The sequence below is a fragment of the Amycolatopsis albidoflavus genome (assembly GCF_039525725.1).
In the GTDB taxonomy this organism is placed as follows: domain Bacteria; phylum Actinomycetota; class Actinomycetes; order Mycobacteriales; family Pseudonocardiaceae; genus Amycolatopsis; species Amycolatopsis albidoflava.
Map to the genome: position 1 here is coordinate 109921 of NZ_BAAAHV010000003.1, position 16605 is coordinate 126525.

The 16605-nt window shown below is 68.9% G+C and carries 14 protein-coding genes; 3 read left to right on the top strand and 11 right to left on the bottom strand.

Annotated elements, in window-relative coordinates; genetic code table 11:
- Positions 1-177: 177 nt before the first annotated feature.
- Positions 178-873, top strand: a complete 696-nt coding sequence (locus ABD156_RS01515; RefSeq protein WP_344265093.1) for a hypothetical protein — start codon at positions 178-180, stop codon at positions 871-873.
- 508 nt (positions 874-1381) lie between these two features.
- Here ABD156_RS01515 and ABD156_RS01520 read toward each other — a convergent pair.
- The 8 genes from ABD156_RS01520 to ABD156_RS01555 form a co-directional block, all read right to left on the bottom strand.
- A complete protein-coding gene (locus tag ABD156_RS01520) occupies positions 1382-4129 on the bottom strand; it encodes an AfsR/SARP family transcriptional regulator (RefSeq protein WP_344265095.1) in 2748 nt (915 codons plus the stop codon).
- A 361-nt stretch (positions 4130-4490) separates the two neighbouring features.
- Positions 4491-5393 carry an ectoine hydroxylase gene (thpD, locus tag ABD156_RS01525; RefSeq protein WP_344265098.1) on the bottom strand — a complete coding sequence of 301 codons (903 nt, stop codon included), beginning with the start codon at positions 5391-5393 and terminating at the stop codon, positions 4491-4493.
- Positions 5394-5456: 63 nt separating this feature from the next.
- Positions 5457-5849, bottom strand: a complete 393-nt coding sequence (locus tag ABD156_RS01530) for an ectoine synthase (protein WP_093572617.1) — start codon at positions 5847-5849, stop codon at positions 5457-5459.
- A gap of 31 nt (positions 5850-5880) precedes the next feature.
- On the bottom strand, positions 5881-7131 hold the full coding sequence (gene ectB, locus ABD156_RS01535) for a diaminobutyrate--2-oxoglutarate transaminase (RefSeq protein WP_344265104.1): 1251 nt from the start codon (positions 7129-7131) through the stop codon (positions 5881-5883).
- A gap of 41 nt (positions 7132-7172) precedes the next feature.
- Positions 7173-7667, bottom strand: coding sequence for a diaminobutyrate acetyltransferase (ectA, locus tag ABD156_RS01540; RefSeq protein ID WP_344265107.1), 495 nt, complete (start codon positions 7665-7667; stop codon positions 7173-7175).
- Positions 7668-7898: 231 nt separating this feature from the next.
- Positions 7899-10934, bottom strand: a complete 3036-nt coding sequence (locus tag ABD156_RS01545) for a patatin-like protein (RefSeq protein ID WP_344265110.1) — start codon at positions 10932-10934, stop codon at positions 7899-7901.
- A gap of 47 nt (positions 10935-10981) precedes the next feature.
- Positions 10982-12226 (bottom strand): DUF445 domain-containing protein, encoded by a 1245-nt coding sequence (locus ABD156_RS01550; protein ID WP_344265113.1) that lies wholly within the window; start codon positions 12224-12226, stop codon positions 10982-10984.
- A 5-nt stretch (positions 12227-12231) separates the two neighbouring features.
- Positions 12232-13023 (bottom strand): Abi-alpha family protein, encoded by a 792-nt coding sequence (locus tag ABD156_RS01555; protein WP_344265116.1) that lies wholly within the window; start codon positions 13021-13023, stop codon positions 12232-12234.
- Positions 13024-13114: 91 nt separating this feature from the next.
- Between ABD156_RS01555 and ABD156_RS01560 the strand changes: the two genes are divergently transcribed.
- Entirely contained in the window at positions 13115-13873 is a 759-nt protein-coding gene (locus ABD156_RS01560; protein WP_344265119.1) for a maleylpyruvate isomerase N-terminal domain-containing protein, read from the top strand.
- Here the strand turns inward: ABD156_RS01560 and ABD156_RS01565 are convergent.
- The 3 genes from ABD156_RS01565 to ABD156_RS01575 are packed head-to-tail and all read right to left on the bottom strand — an operon-like array spanning position 13870 to position 16050.
- Entirely contained in the window at positions 13870-14286 is a 417-nt protein-coding gene (locus ABD156_RS01565; protein WP_344265122.1) for a LapA family protein, read from the bottom strand. The two genes, ABD156_RS01560 and ABD156_RS01565, sit on opposite strands and share 4 nt — an antisense overlap.
- 37 nt (positions 14287-14323) lie before the next feature.
- The gene (locus ABD156_RS01570; RefSeq protein WP_344265125.1) at positions 14324-15454 is read right to left on the bottom strand and encodes a dipeptidase; all 1131 of its coding nucleotides are present in this window, start codon (positions 15452-15454) and stop codon (positions 14324-14326) included.
- Positions 15451-16050, bottom strand: coding sequence for an alpha/beta hydrolase (locus ABD156_RS01575; RefSeq protein ID WP_344265127.1), 600 nt, complete (start codon positions 16048-16050; stop codon positions 15451-15453). Before ABD156_RS01575 ends, ABD156_RS01570 begins: the two co-directional genes overlap by 4 nt.
- Positions 16051-16152: 102 nt before the next feature.
- On the opposite strand from ABD156_RS01575, the gene ABD156_RS01580 reads away from it, so the two are divergent.
- Positions 16153-16605, top strand: coding sequence for a MarR family winged helix-turn-helix transcriptional regulator (locus ABD156_RS01580; RefSeq protein WP_344265130.1), 453 nt, complete (start codon positions 16153-16155; stop codon positions 16603-16605).

The window sequence follows — 16605 nt, forward strand, 5'->3', positions numbered from 1 at the left end:
GAATCATCGCGGAAGTCCTTTTCGGCCAGCAAATGGCGCCGCTTCGCGCAATCCGGCGGGAAATGACCCCGATTGGCCGGACGCGGTAAATGAATGACATTATCTCTCGATAACGATTATTCCAACTTCGCGGGCATCTGCGTTAGCGTCTTCGCCAACACAGCGGAAGAGGCACGCATGACGACCGAGCAGCCGTATCCGGCCGCACCCGCACGACACAGCCGGACCACTACTCGCCCTGGTCCGCTCCGTCCATCGACGCAAACGCCGCCCCGCCCGCCCCAGCAAGCGCCGTCCCGGAGGCAGGCGAACTGGCCCGGCGGCCTCGGAGTCACGCTCGGCCTCGGCGCGGCCGGTGTCGCGTTCCTGCCGGATTGGGGTTTCCTCGCCTGGCCGCTCGCCGGTGTCGGACTGGTCGGCGGAATTGCGGGAATCGTACTTTCCTCCAAGGGCACAATGCGCGGATTGGGTGTCGCCCTCACCGGAACCGCGCTTTCCGCACTCGCCGTCCTGCTGTGCGGCGCGATGGCGCTGTACCCGTCGATGTTCGGCACCGCGCGGGCGGGCGACCTGCACATCCCGCCGCAGCCGGGCGAGAAGCATTCGGTCGACTTCGTGGTGACCTCGGCGGGCGGCGCGACCGTTCGCTACGGCACGCTGAACGACCAGCGCACCGCGTCCACCCCGCCGAGCACCGACGACTGGCACGGCCACGCGTCTTACAGCGGAGGCGCGCCGATCCTTTCGCTGACCGCGGACACCGCGAACGCGGGCGTGACCAACCAGATCAGCTGCCAGATCCTCGTCGACGGGAAGAAGGTCGCCGAGAGCAGCGGCAGCTCGATCGCGCTCTGCACGTCGAACGTCGAATAGAGCCTGGCGGCCGGCCGGCCTACCCCCATCTCGGCCGGCCAACCGCCACCGAGCCGCTCCTGGCGGCTCTTCCAGGTCCGCGCGGTACTGCCGCGGTCCCGTCGCCGGCTTCACAGCCTGCCCCTCCCCTAGGGCTCCGCCAGCGTCGCGGCCGACCCTACGCGCGCTGACCGCCCGATGGCTAAGAATCCGCTAAGCGGGCGCGATTATTACCACGCAGACCTGCGAAAACACAGCTGAACGTTGTACAAGAGCGCAGCGCGCCGACTGCCCGCTCACTCCAGGTCGGCCGCTCCCGCGCGGAACCGGCGAACCGCGGCCGCACCTGCCGCGCCGCCGAACGCCAGCGCCTCCGCGGGCACCGCCAAGGCAGCTCCCGACCGGACCGTCGGCTGGCGGGACCGAGTTTGTCCGTGAGGGGAACCCTGAGGGACTCTGATTCCCTGAAGGTTCCCTTCACGGACCTCGGAGACGCAGCCCGCGCCGCCTGGGTTCCGGGCATCGCCGCTCAGCCCAGGTCGGCCGCTTCCTTGCGCAAGTCCTCGACCTGCCGAGGATTCATCCGCTCGTACAACGCGACCGCCCGCCGGTACTGCTCCCGTGCCGGGTCGAGCCGCTCCTGGCCGCGCAGGATCCGCGCCAATGTCACCCGCAGGATTCCCTCCTGCAGCTCGAACTGCCGCGCCACCGCCAGCGACACAGCCTCGGTCGCGTAGCGCTCGGCGGCTTCCAGATCGCCGATGTCCAGATGCAGTTCCGCGAGGTTGTTCAGCGACACCACGGCGTAGCTGTCGTCGCCAAGCTCCCGGTCGATCTTCAGCGACGCCAGCTGGTGGGTGATCGCCTCCGCCGGACGGCCGGCGCGCTTTTCCGTCTCGGCGCAGTTGTTGAGCGCCTGCCCGCGCAGTTCGAGATCGCCGGTGCGTTCGGTCTCCGCGACCGCCTCCAGCAGCCGTTCGATCGCCTCCGCGTAGCGGCCGAGCAGGGTCAGCACGCTGCCCAGGTGGATCTTGGCGACGATGAGCGAACGCCCGTCGAGCCGAGTGGCCAGGCCGACCGCGCGTTCGGCATCGGCGATGCTGCCCTGCGACAGCTCGAAGGTGAGCGCGATGGCGCAGCGGGAGATCAACATCCAGCACTGGCCAAGCGGCTCGTCAGCGGCCTCAGCGGCAGCCAGGCCGAGGTCGACCAGCCGGATCCATTCCTCGTACAGCGGGCAGACGACCCGGTAGGTGTGCGCGACTCGGGCGAGCCGCCAGACGTCGGCGTAGCGGCCGTCGGCGTGGGCGGCGTCCAGTACGGCGAGCAGGTTCGGCCATTCCGCGGCGAACCAGTCCTGGGCCTGGGCGAAGGTTTCCAGCGGCGGCAGCGCGTCCGGCGGCACAAGGCCGGTGAGGTCGAGCGGGTCGACGATCCGGAGCATTTTCCGGCGCGCGGTGTCCGAGGCGGCCTGGTGGTAGCGGATCGCCCGGTCGAGCACTGCCGCGCGTTCAGCCGGGTCTAGTTCGGTTTCCGCGAGCTCGCGCAGGTAGAGCCGGACCAGGTCGTGCGGGGCGAAGGCGTCGCGCGAGGTTTCGGCGATCAGGTTGTGCGCGGCGAGCGTGCGGAGTTCGCGGCGGGCCTGCGCGACCGGGATCTCCGCGATGGCCGCCGTCAGGTGCGGTCCGGTGTGCCGGGCGGGCACCGCGCCGAGCCGCAGCAGCGTCCTGGCGAGGCTGTCCGGCAGGCCGCGGAACGAGACGTCGAACGCGGCCCGCACGCCGTCGTCGGCTCCGGTCACGTCCAGGCCGGCCAGCCGGGTGCGTTCGTTCCCCAGCTCGCCGACGAGGTCCTTGAGTGTCCACTGTGGACTGGCGGCGAGCCGCGCCCCGGCGATCCGCAGCGCGAGCGGCAGGTAGCCGCACAGCCGGGCCAGCGCGTGGTTGAGGTCGAAGTCCGCGGGCCCGGCCAGTTCCTCGATCACGCTCACCGCGGCTTCCGGCGCGAGCGTGCCGAGCACGCGCAGCTTCGCCGCGTGGGACACCGCCAGCGCCTCCAGCCGCGACCGGCTGGTCACCACCGTCATCGACCGCGCGCCCGGCGGCAGCAGCGGACGCACCTGCTCGGCCGACCGCGCGTCGTCGAGCAGCACGAGCATCCGCCGTCCGGCGATCAGCGAGCGGTACAGCGCGACGCGTTCGTGCACCCGCTCCGGCACCTCGTCGGCCGGCACGCCGAGGCCGAGCAGGAACTGCGACAGCAGATCGCCCGGCTCCAGCGGCGGCTGATGCGGGTCAAACCCTTGCAGCGCCGCGTACAGCACCCCGTCCGGGAACAGCCGGGCCGCGCGATGCGCCCACCAAATGACCAGCGCGCTCTTGCCGACCCCGGCGGTGCCGGACACGATCACGGTGCTGTCGCCGCGTTCGGCGAGCCCGTCGAGCCACTCCACCTCGGCCTCGCGCCCGGCCAGCGTCGGCAGCGCGGGCGGCAGCTGAGACGGCGCGGCGGCCTGCTCCGGCACCGCGCTCTCCTGCGCGGCGAGATCGTCGTTGAGCACCCGCTCGTGCAGCGAGCGCAGATCGGCGCCGGGTTCGACGCCCAGCGAACCGAGCGTGGCCCGCGAGACAGTGCGGTACAGCTCGAGCGCTTCACCGCGCCGCCCGGCGTGGTAGAGCGCGCGCATCAGCTGTCCGGCGATGCGTTCGGCGAGCGGGTCGGCGCGGACGATCGGGCTCAGCTCCACGATCAGCTCGTCGTAGCGGCCGAGGTCCAGATCCGCGTTGACCCTGGCGTAGCGGATCGCGTGCCGCAGCTCGTCCAATTCGGGCGCCCGTACCGAATCGGGCACGCCGGACAGTGTCGGGCCCTGCCACAGCGAGAGTGCTTCGGCGAGCAGTTTCGACGCGCTCTCCGGCGGCTCCAGCGCGGCCTGGTCGAGCAGCGCCCGCGCGCGGTGCGCGTCGATCCGGTCCGGGGAGAGGGAAAGCTGGTAGCCGGGCGGGCGCGTGTTGATCACCGCGACCGGTTCGGCCATCTCCCGCAGCAGACGGCGCAGCTGCGACACGTTGCCGTGCACGATGGTGCGGGCGGTGGCGGGCGGATCGTGGCCCCACAGCGCGTCGATGATCTCCTCGAGCGGCACCACCGTGCCCACGCGCAGCGCGAGCAGCGCCAGCAGCCCCCGCACCCCGGGACCGCCGACAGGTACCGCACGGCTGCCATCGAGCAGTCGCACCGGGCCGAGCAGTTCGACCCGCGCGCCGGCATCGGCCATGCTCGCGCGCACCTCCCAGGCTCACCCCCAGCCAGACAGGTCAACTTACCGTCAGCGGCAGCCCGCAGAAACCGCTCTTTCGTGAATTCGACCCCTGAACAGACGAGTCCGGCCCCGCACCATCAGTCCCGATCTGATGGTGCGGGGCCGGACTCAATGATCGTCGGCCGGGCCGCCAGGGGGCGCGGTCCACCCGTGCATCGCGGCCGTCCGCCCGCGGTTCGGGGGGCTCACCCCGAGCAAGAACCCGGACCGCCGCGGACAACCATGCCTCCGCAGACGAGCTGCGAGGTGGCGACAACGTAACAGGGCGCACATTCTTCGTTACGAGCGACCCGCCGGTTGGCGAAGGTAACGCTGGTCACCGCGTGATCGGCGCGGGGTTGCGGCCCGCGATGAACGACGGCCGCCGCTCGCCGGCGGCGAACGGCTCCTGCAATGCGTTCTCCACGCTGTTGAACACCAGGAAGATGTTCGAGCGCGGATACGGCGTGATGTTGTTCGACGATCCGTGCATGATGTTCGAGTCGAACCACAGCGCCGAACCGGCCGAACCGGTGAACTGGTCGATGCTGTAGTCGGCGGCGAGCTTCGTGATGTCGTCCGGCGACGGCACGCCCACCCGCTGGTCCTTGAGCGAGCTCTTGTAGTTGGCGTCCGGGGTCTCGCCGACGCACTGCACGAACGTGCGCTGGGAGCCCGGCATGACCATGAGCCCGCCGTTGTACGGGTAGTTGTCGGTGAGCGCGATCGAGCAGCTCACCGCACGCGGCGACGGCATGCCGTCCTCCGCGTGCCAGGTCTCGAAATCGGAATGCCAGTAGAAGCCGGTGCCCTTGAAGCCCGGCATGTAGTTGATCCGGCTCTGGTGGATGTAGACATCCGAGCCGAGGATCTGCCGGGCCCGGTCGAGCACCCGCGGATCTCGGATCAGCTCGGCGATCAGGCCGGAGATCTCGTGCACGTCGAAGATCGACCGGACCTCGCCGGTCCGCGCCTCGGTGATGACGCGTTCGTCGTCGCGCAGCTTCTCGTCCGACGACAGCCGGACGACCTCCTGCCAGTACGTCTGGACCTCACCGGGCGAGAGCAGCCCGTCGACGACCGTGTAGCCCTTGGCGTCGTGATTCGCCAGGGTCGCGGCGTCGATCGGGCCGTCAGCCTCGGTACCCCACACAGTGGGGTGCACGCGCGGAAGGTGCTCCGGCGTACCGGTGATCCGGGTCGGGTAACCGTCGTCGACCCGGGTGTCCATGATCGTCACAGTGGCTCGCCTCCAGTTCTTCTGGCGTTTCTTCTTTCTCGGGGTGGTGGGAGCGGCTCAGCGTCAGGAGTCTTCGGTGACGAGCGGGTAGACCCCGTTCTCGTCGTGCACCTCGCGGCCGGTGACCGGCGGGTTGAACACGCACACGCACTTGATCTCGGTCTTCGGCCGGACCTGGTGCTTGTCGTGGTCGTTCAGCAGGTACAGCGTGCCGGGCTTGAGCTGGTGCACCTCGCCGGTCGCGAGGTCCTCGATCTCGCCTTCACCGGAAGTGATGAAAACGGCCTCGATGTGGTTGGCGTACCAGAAGTCGTTCACCGTGCCCGCGTACAGCGTGGTCTCGTGCACCGAGAAGCCGACGCCCTCCTTCGCGAGGATGATGCGCTTGCTTCGCCAGTTCTCGGTCTTGATGTCAGCGTCGGTGTCGGTGATCTCGTCGAGCGTGCGGACCAGCAAGTGAAAGGCTCCTTCTTGTTCTTCGGGGCGGTTACTTCAGAACGGCGGCGATGGATTCCTCGATGATCGCGAGGCCTTCGCTCAGTTCTTCGTCGGTGAGGGTAAGCGGCGGCAGCAGTTTCATCACTTCGCCGTCCGGACCGGAGGTCTCCATCAGCAGGCCGCGCTCGAAGGCCTCCTTGCAGACCGCGCCCGCCAGGTCGCCGTTCGCGAATTCGAGGCCGCGCGCCAGACCGCGGCCCTTCGCGACGAGGTTCGCCTCCGGGTAGCGCTCGACGAGGTCCTTGAAGGTGCTCGCGATGCGCTCGCCCTTGGCCTTGGTGGACTTCTCCAGTTCGTCGTCGCTCCAGTAGACGCGCAGCGCCTCGGTCGCGGTGACGAACGCCGGGCTGATGCCGCGGAAGGTGCCGTTGTGCTCGCCCGGCTCCCAGACGTCCAGCTCCGGCTTGATCAGCGTGAGCGCCATCGGCAGGCCGTAGCCGCCGATCGACTTCGACAGACAGACGATGTCCGGCGAAATGCCGGCGTCCTCGAAGCTGAAGAACGGGCCGGTGCGGCCGCAGCCCATCTGCACGTCGTCGAGGATGAGCAGGATGTTGTGCCGCTTGCACAGGTCGTCGAGGCCCTTGAGCCATTCCAGGCGCGCGGCGTTGATGCCGCCCTCGCCCTGCACGCCCTCCACGATCACCGCGGCGGGCTCGTTCAGGCCGCTGCCGGAGTCTTCGAGCAGCTTCTCGAAGTACATGAAGTCCGGCATCGCGCCGTCGAAGTACTTGTCGTAGGGCATCGGCGTGGCGTGCACCAGCGGGACGCCCGCGCCGCCGCGCTTCATCGAGTTGCCGGTGACCGACAGCGCGCCGAGCGTCATGCCGTGGAACGCGTTGGTGAAGTTGATGACCGATTCCTTGCCGGTCACCTTGCGCGCCAGCTTGAGCGCGGCCTCCACGGCGTTCGCGCCGCCGGGCCCGGGGAAGACGATCTTGTAGTCCAGTTCGCGCGGGGCGAGGATCTTCTCCTGGAAGGTCTCCAGGAAGTCCCGCTTCGCGACGGTGAACATGTCCAGCGCGTGCGTGACGCCGTCGCGCTGGATGTAGTCGACGAGCGCCTTCTTGAGGTACGGGTTGTTGTGCCCGTAGTTCAGCGCGCCGGCGCCGGCGAAGAAGTCGAGGTAGGCCTTGCCGTCCTCGCTGTAGATCCGGCTGCCCTGCGCCCGGTCGAAGACGACCGGCCATCCCCTGCTGTAACTGCGGACTTCTGATTCGAGCTCTTCGAAGATGCTCATAACGATTTCTTTCGCTCCTACTCGGCGAAATTGACGGGTTATTAGCGGCGCAGCGGCCCGATCCGGTAAAGATCCTCGGGTTCGTGCGCCTCCCCCTGCGGAAAATCAGCGACTTCGAACAACCGGCGGTGTTCCAGATCCGCGTTCCAGCGCTTCGCGAACGACTCGAACAGCCGGATCGACGCCTGGTTGTCCGGAGTGATCGTGGTTTCCAGGTACCGCACGCCCTCGCCGACCAGACGCGTGTACAGACTGTCCAGCAACTGCCCGGCCAGGCCTTTTCCGCGTTGCGACGCGTCGACGGCGACCTGCCACACGAGCGCGACGTCCGGTGCGGACGGCCTTCGGTAAGCGATCACGAATCCGACTGGCTCACCGTCGACGCGGGCGACGACCGAGGTCTCCGCGAAATCCTTGCACCACAACAGGTACGCATACGGCGAGTTGAGATCAAGCTTCTGCGAATCGCGTGCGATTCGCCAGAGAGCGGCACCATCGGCCTTGGTCGGGATTTCGATCAAGTGCTTTCCGGACATACTTTGGAAACGTAACAGAGAATTTTCGCGCCGCCAGCGATCCATGCCACGCCCACCGCCCTCACCAGGGATGACGTGGATACCCCGGTGAGGAGGACCACAAACATGTTTAGCGGGACCGGGTTCTGGGCACGCGTCCGCCTGGGCCGCACACCTTCGGTATGCCACCTGTGACACCAGACCATGGGCCTTCGTCGGCGCTACCGCAACTCCAGCGCCGGAAATCGTGTTCTACCTGGGGCTGGAGCGTGGACTGTCCGCACGCGACCGCCGCTTCTCGCGGCCGCGCCGCCCGAGCCCGGACAGCGGCGTCCAGACCGCGGGCAGCAGGAGCAGCGCGACGACGGCGAGCCACCACAGCGGAGCTTGCCCGCGCCGCCATCCGTCCACAACGGTGCCGAGCCAGCCGAACAACGGCTGTGCGATCGGCGGCAGGAAGGCCGCGAACAGCAACGCGGCCACCACCAGCACGCCCAGCACAGTGAGCACCATTCGCCACGTGCGCCTCAACGTCAGCAGACTCACCACGAGGAACACGAGCGCACCGCCGGCGACCGGCAGGCCGAGCCACTGCAGGACGGATCCGCCTTCGCCGCTGAGCACGAATCCGGCGATCGCGGTGATGGCGGCGGCGAGCAGGTTCCAGGGTCGGCCCAGCCGGGTCGCGCCTTGTGTGACCCACCACGAACTACGACTGCTGAGCTGCGCGAATTTCACCAGCGGCTGGAGGGTTTTCGGGACCCGCGTGGCGGTGGACGCGGCGTTGAGCCCGGCGGCTCCGGCTTTGACAATGGTTTTGGTGAGCAAAGTACTGCCGAGTTCGCCCTCGAAACGTTCGGCGGAGACTTGGCAGGCTTGAAAAGCGCGCTGAGCCGCGTCCTGGTGTCCGGAGTTTTCCGGCTGGTCGGCGGCTTTCTTCGGTTCTTGGTCGAGCGGACGGGAAACCATCAGCTTCCGGAAACTCTCCGACGCTTTTCCGTTGCCCTCCTTCGCATCCGCCTCGGCCTGGTGCGCGAGCACCGGCAATTCCTCCCGCGCGATGGCCAGCTGCCGCGACTTCGCCAGCACCATCGACGTCACCGGAAGGCTGGTCGGCACCTCTTTCCCGAAGTCGACCGGCGACAGATTCGCGTCCAGGCCGAGGAAAGCCAGCTCGTCGCCCAGCTGCGCGAGCAGCCCGGGCAGGTCCGCGGGCATCCCGTTGTCCGCGGGAGAAGGCGGCTCCCAGCCGATCTCGCGGAACGTCGTCCTTACCTGCTCCCGGAATTCCTCCGGGCCCACGATGTCGCGCAGCACCCGCAGGCGTTTCGGGTCGAGCAGGCACTGCGTCAGCCAGCCCGCGGCGTCGATCCGGCCCCACATCCAGTCGTTCGCGCGCCAGGACGCCTTGTAGAACGCGCCGAAGTTGTTCGCCTGCGTCCCGGTCAGCTTGTCCCGGCCGCGCGGTCGCGCCAGGTCCAGCAGGGTGCGGCTGTCCGCGCTCATCTGCACCAGGTCGACGCGCTGGTCCACTGCCGGGGCTTCGGCCAGGAGCCCGCGGGTTGCCATGTGCAGCAACAGGAACCGCGCCATCACGAACCCGTCGGCGACGTCCGCGTTGTCCAGGCCGAACCAGTCCAGCAGCGTCGTCACCGTGTCGGCGGCGTCCGCGGACCACCGGTTTTCCTTGCCCGACAACGCTTGCAGCACCGGAGCGGCCGACCGCAGCGCGCCGGTCAGCTCCGGCCACGCGTCGCGTACCGCGTCCGACGCCCCGAGATCCGCCCATTCGCCGGCGAGCTGGCCGATCCAGTCCGGCATCGTCGTACCTGGCGACGGCGGTTCGTGCCGGGCCACCCACCCGGACAGCCGGGCCTCGCGAGCCGCGCTCCGGCGGGCGGCGTGCATCTTCGCGCGCGCCTCGTTGAGCTGCGTCGCCTGCTCGAGATCCGGGCCCATCCGGAAGCCCGCGTTGATCAGCTGGATTCCGGTGGCGACCGCGTCTTCCAGCGTCGAGGTGCGGTAGCGGACCATCTCGCCGACCGGGACCGAATCGCCTGGCACCGTGTCCGGAATCCCGCGACGCAGTCCGTCGGCGGCGATGTCTTGCAGCAGAGCCGAATTCCCGGCCGCCCAGCCACTGTCCTCATCGGACAGTTCGTAGCGGCGGGTGACCGCTCGCACCAGGTCGGCCGCGTCGAGGGCGACCCGGCGGTCGAGGTACGCCCGGTGCACCCGGTCGTCCACCAGCTGCCCGCCGCGCAAGCCGAGCGAGGCGAGCGCGACCCGCGTGTCCCGGGTGCGGGTGACGGAAGAGTTGTGCCGGCTCAATTCCTCCAGCTCGACGCTGATGGTCTGGCTCATGATCGTCGAGGCGACCTTCGCCAGCGCGGTGCCGAGCATCGGCGGATCGGCCGGGTCGCACGCCATCGGCTTGGCTTCGCCGTCGACGGTCGGGACGACGTACAGCAGCAGCCGCCGCACATCGGTCGAGGACGAGCGTTCGAAAATCTCCCGCAACGCCGGCCGCAGCGGTTTGTTCACCAGCACGCCGCCGTCGGCGAGCCAATGCGAACGCACCAGCTCGGTGTAGTCGGTCATGTCCGGATGCAGCCGGTCCGCCGCTTCGGGGCCGATCGGCATGCGCGACAGCTCGAAGGCGCCGGGGAAGGACGCGCTCGACCGCGCGGCGAGCGCGAGCGGGCCATGCACCTGGTTATTCCACAATGGACCGTCGAAGCGGAACAGCATGCGATGTTCGGTGTCCCGCACGCGGTTTCCGAGCGCGTCGTCGTATTGCGTGGTCTCGCCGTCGAGCATCGTTCCGGTGAGCAGCACGGTCACGTCCGGCGGCTCGGTGGGCACGACGCCGGATCCGGTGATGTCGTGCATCGCCTGGACCAGGCCGCCCAGCAGCACCTTGTCGCCGTTCAGCACCGAACGCGGCTGAGTTTCACCGGGGTCGCGGATCAGGTTTTCCAGCGACCCGGCGGAGAACCAGGTGTCGCGCAAGATCGCCGGTGTCGACCGGTACGCCTCCGCCAAACCGAGGCACGCGGCGTTGATGCCGCCCGCGCTCGTGCCGGTGAGCACGTCAAGGCGGACCGAAGCGTGCAAAAGGTCGAGAAGTTTCCGATAGCCGTTACTCTCGTCCGGCGTGCGCGAAGCGTGCAGCAACGCCGACGTCTCGGTAGCGACTCCCCCCATCCACACTGCCAGGCTGGATCCCCCCACCATGGCCATCGCGATCCGGATTTCCTGCGGCCACGGCACCGCCGTCTCACCCATGAGGGTCAGTCTCCCGGCCCAGCCCGCTCCTCCACAAGGGGGAGGCGTCACACGGCGAGATGCTCCAGCACCAGTACCTGCGCCTCGCCGACCGCGAACCCGAGCACCGCGCCGGTCGCGATGAGAATCCATTCGTCCTGCTGGAAAGCCGGGCGCAGCAGCTGCTCGAACTCCTCGGGCGACAATTCCTTCATCTTCCCGACCAGGACATTCCGGATGTCCATCGCGTCGGTGGCGTAATCCTCGATGTAGCGCATCGTCTCCGGCAGCCGGGTCATGATCTGCTCGGAGATGGCCAGCTTCATGTCCTGGTAGCGGCGGCTGCCGATGGCGAAGACCAGCAACGGTTTCGCCACGTTCGCCGCGCGGCCCAGCTCGCGGTCGAGCTGCTGCTGGATGAGCGCGAGCACGCGGTCGGAAAGCGGACCCTGCAGCACCGCCTCGATGACGTTGTGCGGCGTGATGATTTCTTTCGCGATCAACTCGCCGTACGCCTCGGCGACCTCCGCGCGCCGCTTGAGGAACAGGCCCTGCCAGGTGACGCCGAAGTATTTCTTGGGCTCCAGCGGGTAGAAAATCATCCGCAGCGCGAGCCAGTCGGTGAACCAGCCGGTGAAGAGGCCGAACAGCGGCATGATCGGCGGGAATTTGAACAGCACCCACGCGACCATCTGGATCACGCCGATCAGGCCGCCGAACACCAGGCCGGAGCGGGCGATGAACTTGAACTCCTCCGCGCCCGCTTCCTGGAAGATCCGGTTCAGCAGCCGTTTGTCCTTGACGAGGCTGGTCACCACCATGCCCTTGAGGTCGAACACACTGTCCACATCGGACTGGATGAGTTCGAGCACGGCCTTGACCATGTGCGGCGATTCGGCCTGTACGCGGTGAATCACCAGCCGCTGCACGCCGACCGGCAGCGATTCCCACAGGCCCGGCTGGTAGTGCCCGGCCACCTCGCGCACGATGTCCTCGACCGCCGCGAGCAGCGGTTTCTCGATTTCCTTGGCGATCCGGTCAGCGTCGAGCCGGGCGACGACCTCGGCCGGTTTGATCAGCTGCTCGGTCATCGTGTCGCAGGCGATGCTCGCCATCCGCGCGGCCCGCTTGGGCACGATGCCCTGCCAGCCGAGGAAGGGTTTGACGCCGATGAACTCGACCGGCTGGAACATCATCCGGATCGCGACCAGCTTCGTGCCGTACCCGATCAGCGCGGCGACGATCGGGATGGAGACATACAGCGGCCAGTGCCGGACGAAGTCGTCGAGGAGCTTCGAGACGAACTCGCCCATCGGGGTCAGCCCAGGCTCGGGTCGCAGGCCTGCCAGAACTGCGCGCCGAGCCGCGAGACGTGGATGGTGCGGCGGATGATCTTGATCCGCTTCACCTGCTTCTCCACCTCGCGGACCGACTCGTCGGTCAGCAGGATCTCGTACTGCGTCTCGAGCGAGGGCACCTCCTCGTCCAGTTCGACCAGCCCGAGGCCGATCAGCCGGGTCACGTAGCCGGGCACCTGGTCCGGCAGCGACACCCCGGCCGCCTTGCCGACCGTCGAGGCGTTGCGGAGCACGATCCGGCCGGTGCCGCCCATGGCGCTGCGCTCGGCGACGTCGATCGCGGGGAACGGGGAGCCGTCCGACAGCGCGGCGAGGATGCGTGCCTCGTCGGGGGTGAGCTGGCGGAGGATGATCGCGTAGAGGTACTCGCGGGCCCGCTCGCGGCCGAAGCCGATGGAGTGGTTGAGCAGTTCGGCCATCGCCGCGCGCAGCGGTTCGACGTGATCGCGCGCGGGCACCAGCGTCACGGTCGTCTCGACCGCGCGGCTTCCGGCGTCGGCGCGGTTCATCGCGGACGCCGCGGTCAGCGCCGCGTGATACGGATCGTCGACCTCGTCGAGGCGGCGGCGCAGCTCGCTCAGCAGCCCGCGTTCGACCTGCTTGAGGCCGCGTTCGGCGGTGTCGATCCCAGGGAGTTTGCGGGTCAGGTCGAAGCCGGTGCGCGCCGCCCATCCGGCGAGCTGGCCGGCCCGGCGGGCCAGGTTGGCCACGTCCTCGGCGGTGCCCCGGCCGTTCGGTCGCTGGTAGTCCACGGGCTGCTCCCCTCACTGTTCGCGCTGATGCTACCTGCGAGTAGGCCGAACGGCCCTGTGATGCCGGGCCGGTGGGTGTTGGATGACGCGCATGACCGCGCCGTGGGGACCGCCGATCGACGTGCTGCCGCTGCTCGCCGGAGAAGAACAGGCGCTGATCGGAGTTCTCTCCGACCTCCGGACGCCGGAGTGGGCACTGCCCGCGCTCGGCGAATGGACGGTGCACGACCTCACCGCCCACATCCTCGGCCGGAAGCTCACGCGGCTCTCGCGAGACCGCGACGGCCACTTCGGCGAGGGGGCGTCTTGGGTGTCCGCCTGCCGGCAGCTGTCGCCCGAGGTGCTGTTCGCGATGTTCGTGGACAGCACGACGCAGCTGACCGAGCTGTGGAAACACCGGGACCTGGACGAACCGGCCGCGACGCCGTTGTGGCTGACGGTCGCTCGCGATTACGCCGAGCAGTGGGTGCATCAGCAGCAGATCCGGGAGGCGGTGGAGGCTCCGCTGCTCGACGAGCCGGAGTTCCGGACGCCGGTGGTGGACACGTTCCTGCGCTCGCTGCCGCAGACGTTGCGCGCGGTGACCGCTCGGGCTGGCCGTCAGGTGGCGTGCTCGGTGGAGGGGGCCGGGCGGTGGACCGTGCGCGCCACTGCGGTGGGCTGGACGATCGACCGGGGCGCGGCTACGTCACGGTCTCCGCTGGCGTCGCTGGCGACCGACGCGGACGCGTTCTGGCGGCTGTGCAGCGGGACGTTGCCCGCGGCGGAAGTGCGCACGCGGGTGCAGCTCAGCGGGGATCCCGCGGTATGCGAGATCCTGCTGGGCCTGCGAGCACAGGAATGCGGCTAACGCCGTCGGCGAGCCTGCTTCCGCAGCTGCAGAATGCGCGCCCCGCCGATCAGCGCGACCAGCGCCGCACCCGCGATAGCGGCGAAGAGCATCGCCACCGCGAGCGGCATGCTGCCGGACGCGCCCAGGAAGTGGACGGTCGCCGTGTCCAGGTTCTGCAGGATGAACACCAGCAGGAACGCCAGCACGACGATCGCCACGATCACGGCGATCCAGGTGCCGCTGATGCGGGTGGACTTGACCTTGCCCCGGCGGCCCGCGGGTTTCGCGGCGGGCGGGCGCGGTCCGGGTTCGGCTCCCGGTGCGGTGCCCGGGGGGGCGTGGTCGAGCGCGCCGGGCACCTCGGTGCCCGGCGCCTCGGGAATTTCCGATTTCGCGGCCCCGGTGGGGTCGTCGTTTCGCGCGTGGGACATACCGTGATTGTCCGCCCACTCGCCGTGATGCGCTAATTCAGAGCTTGGCGTCGACGTCGCGCAGCACCCGCAGCGTGTTGCGGCCGGCGAGTTTCGCGCAGTCCTCGTCGCTCCAGCCGCGTTCCATCAGCGCGGCGATGAGCGCCGGGTACGTCGACACGTCCTCGAGGCCCACCGGCAGCTCGCCGACGCCGTCGTAGTCGCCGCCGAGTCCGATGTGGTCGATCCCGGCGATCTCGCGCGCGTGCTCGATGTGCGCGACGACGTCCTCGATCGTCGCCTTCGGCTTGGGCGGCGCGTCCCAGGTCTCGGCGAACCGGCCGCGCTGGCCGAGGTCGAGGAACTCCTGTCCGGCGGCCGTCATCGCGTCCCGGAGCTGGTTGTCCCATTCGGTGACCGCGGCGGAGATGAAGGCGGGCACGAAGGTGATCATCGCGACGCCGCCGTTGCCGGGCAGCTGGGCGAGGACGTCGTCGGGGATGTTGCGCGGATGGTCGTTGACCGCGCGGCACGACGAATGGCTGAAGATCACCGGCGCGCTGGACACCTCGATCGCGGCGCGCATGGTGCTCGGCGCGACGTGCGAAAGGTCCACCAGCATGCCGATCCGGTTCATCTCGCGCACGACCTCGCGGCCGAATTCGGTGAGCCCGTCGTGCTCGGGTTTGTCGGTTCCGGAGTCCGCCCAGGTGGTGTTGAAGTTGTGCGTCAGCGTCATGTAGCGAACGCCGAGCCGGCGCAGAATCCGCAGCACCCCAAGGGATTCCGCGATGCTGTGCCCGCCTTCGGCACCGAGCAGCGACGCGATCCGCCCATCCGCGAACGCCGCCTCGGCCTCGTCGGCCGTGGTCACCAGCCGCAGCCGCTCGGGGTAGCGCTCGGCGAGCTGGTAAACCACCTCGATCTGTTCCAAGACCGCGGTGACCGCGCTGTCGCCCTTGAACTCGCACGGGACGTACACCGACCAGAACTGCAGGCCCAGCTTGCCTTCGGCGAGTTTGGGGAAGTCGGTGTGCAGCGTCGGCTGCGCCACCGTGAGGTCCACGCCGGCCACCGCTTCGACCGGGTTCGGACCGGCCTTGTCGCGCAGCGCCCAGGGCAGGTCGTTGTGTCCGTCGGCGAGGATCGTGGTGGCGAGCAGGTTTTGCGCGCGAGTCAGCTCGGTCATGCCTCGACCCTAGCGAGCCAAGCCCTGGCCGCGCTTACTCCTTCGACGGTCACTTGATGCCCTCCCAGCCACCGGTGCGTCGCCACCTCGGCATGCCGTTCGCGAAGCTGCCGCACGAGTTCGTCGTTGGCGGGCAGCGGCGCCATCGGGTCTTGCTCGCCGTTGGAAAGGAACACGCGGCTGCCGGTGAGATCAAGCTGTGGCGGCTCCGGCAACGGGGACATCGACGAGAAGAGAATGGCTTCGTTGAGCGCGTCCGGCCGCGTGAGCGCAACCGCGGCCGCGATGTTGGCCCCGTTCGAAAACCCCACCGCGACCACCCTGCCGAACCCGTGCTTCTCGCGGGCGGCGGTCAGGAAATCCGCCAGCTCGTCCGCTCGCGCGAGGACGTCGTCGTGGTCGAAAACCCCTTCGGACAACCGCCGAAACCACCGCGCCGCACCGTTTTCCGACACCGGCCCGGTCGGCGCGAGCGTCCCCGAACCGGGACTCAACTCGCTCGCCAGCCCGAGCAGATCGTCCGGGCCGCCGCCGGTTCCGTGCAGGAGAAGAAGCACCGGGAGATCGGGATCGCCCTCGGTGTACTGGTGGATCATCGTCGCTCCTCGTTCGGCGGCTTCGCTTCCAGGAGTATGCGCTCCCTTCATTGTCCCGGTAACTTCTCGCGCGCAAGATGTATTCCGGGTAGACTCCGCCGGATGACCCCGGATCCGCAGACGGACGACGACGAGATCGTGACGTGGTGGGGCCTCGTGATCGAGGGCTATCTGGCCACGCAGAACGCGCTGATGGGCGAGATCGCCGAACGATTCGGCCTGGCCCCCGCGTCGTTCGACATCCTGCTGCGCCTGGTGCGGTCCCCGGACCACCGGATGCCGATGACCCGGCTCGCCACCGAAGCCGCCCTGTCGAGCGGTGGCTTCACGAAGGTGGCGGACCGGCTGGTCGCCGCGGATCTGATCTGCCGCGTCCCGAGCCCGGAGGACCGCCGGGTGACGTTCGCCGCGCTGACGGAGCACGGGCTGGAAGTAGCGGTCAAAGCGAGGGCCGCTTGTGCGGAGATCTTGCGGCGGATCGTGCTGACTCCGCTAGGCCCGGATGCCGCCGGGCTGGCGGACGCGATGCGGACCCTCCGCTCGGTGAACGGCTGA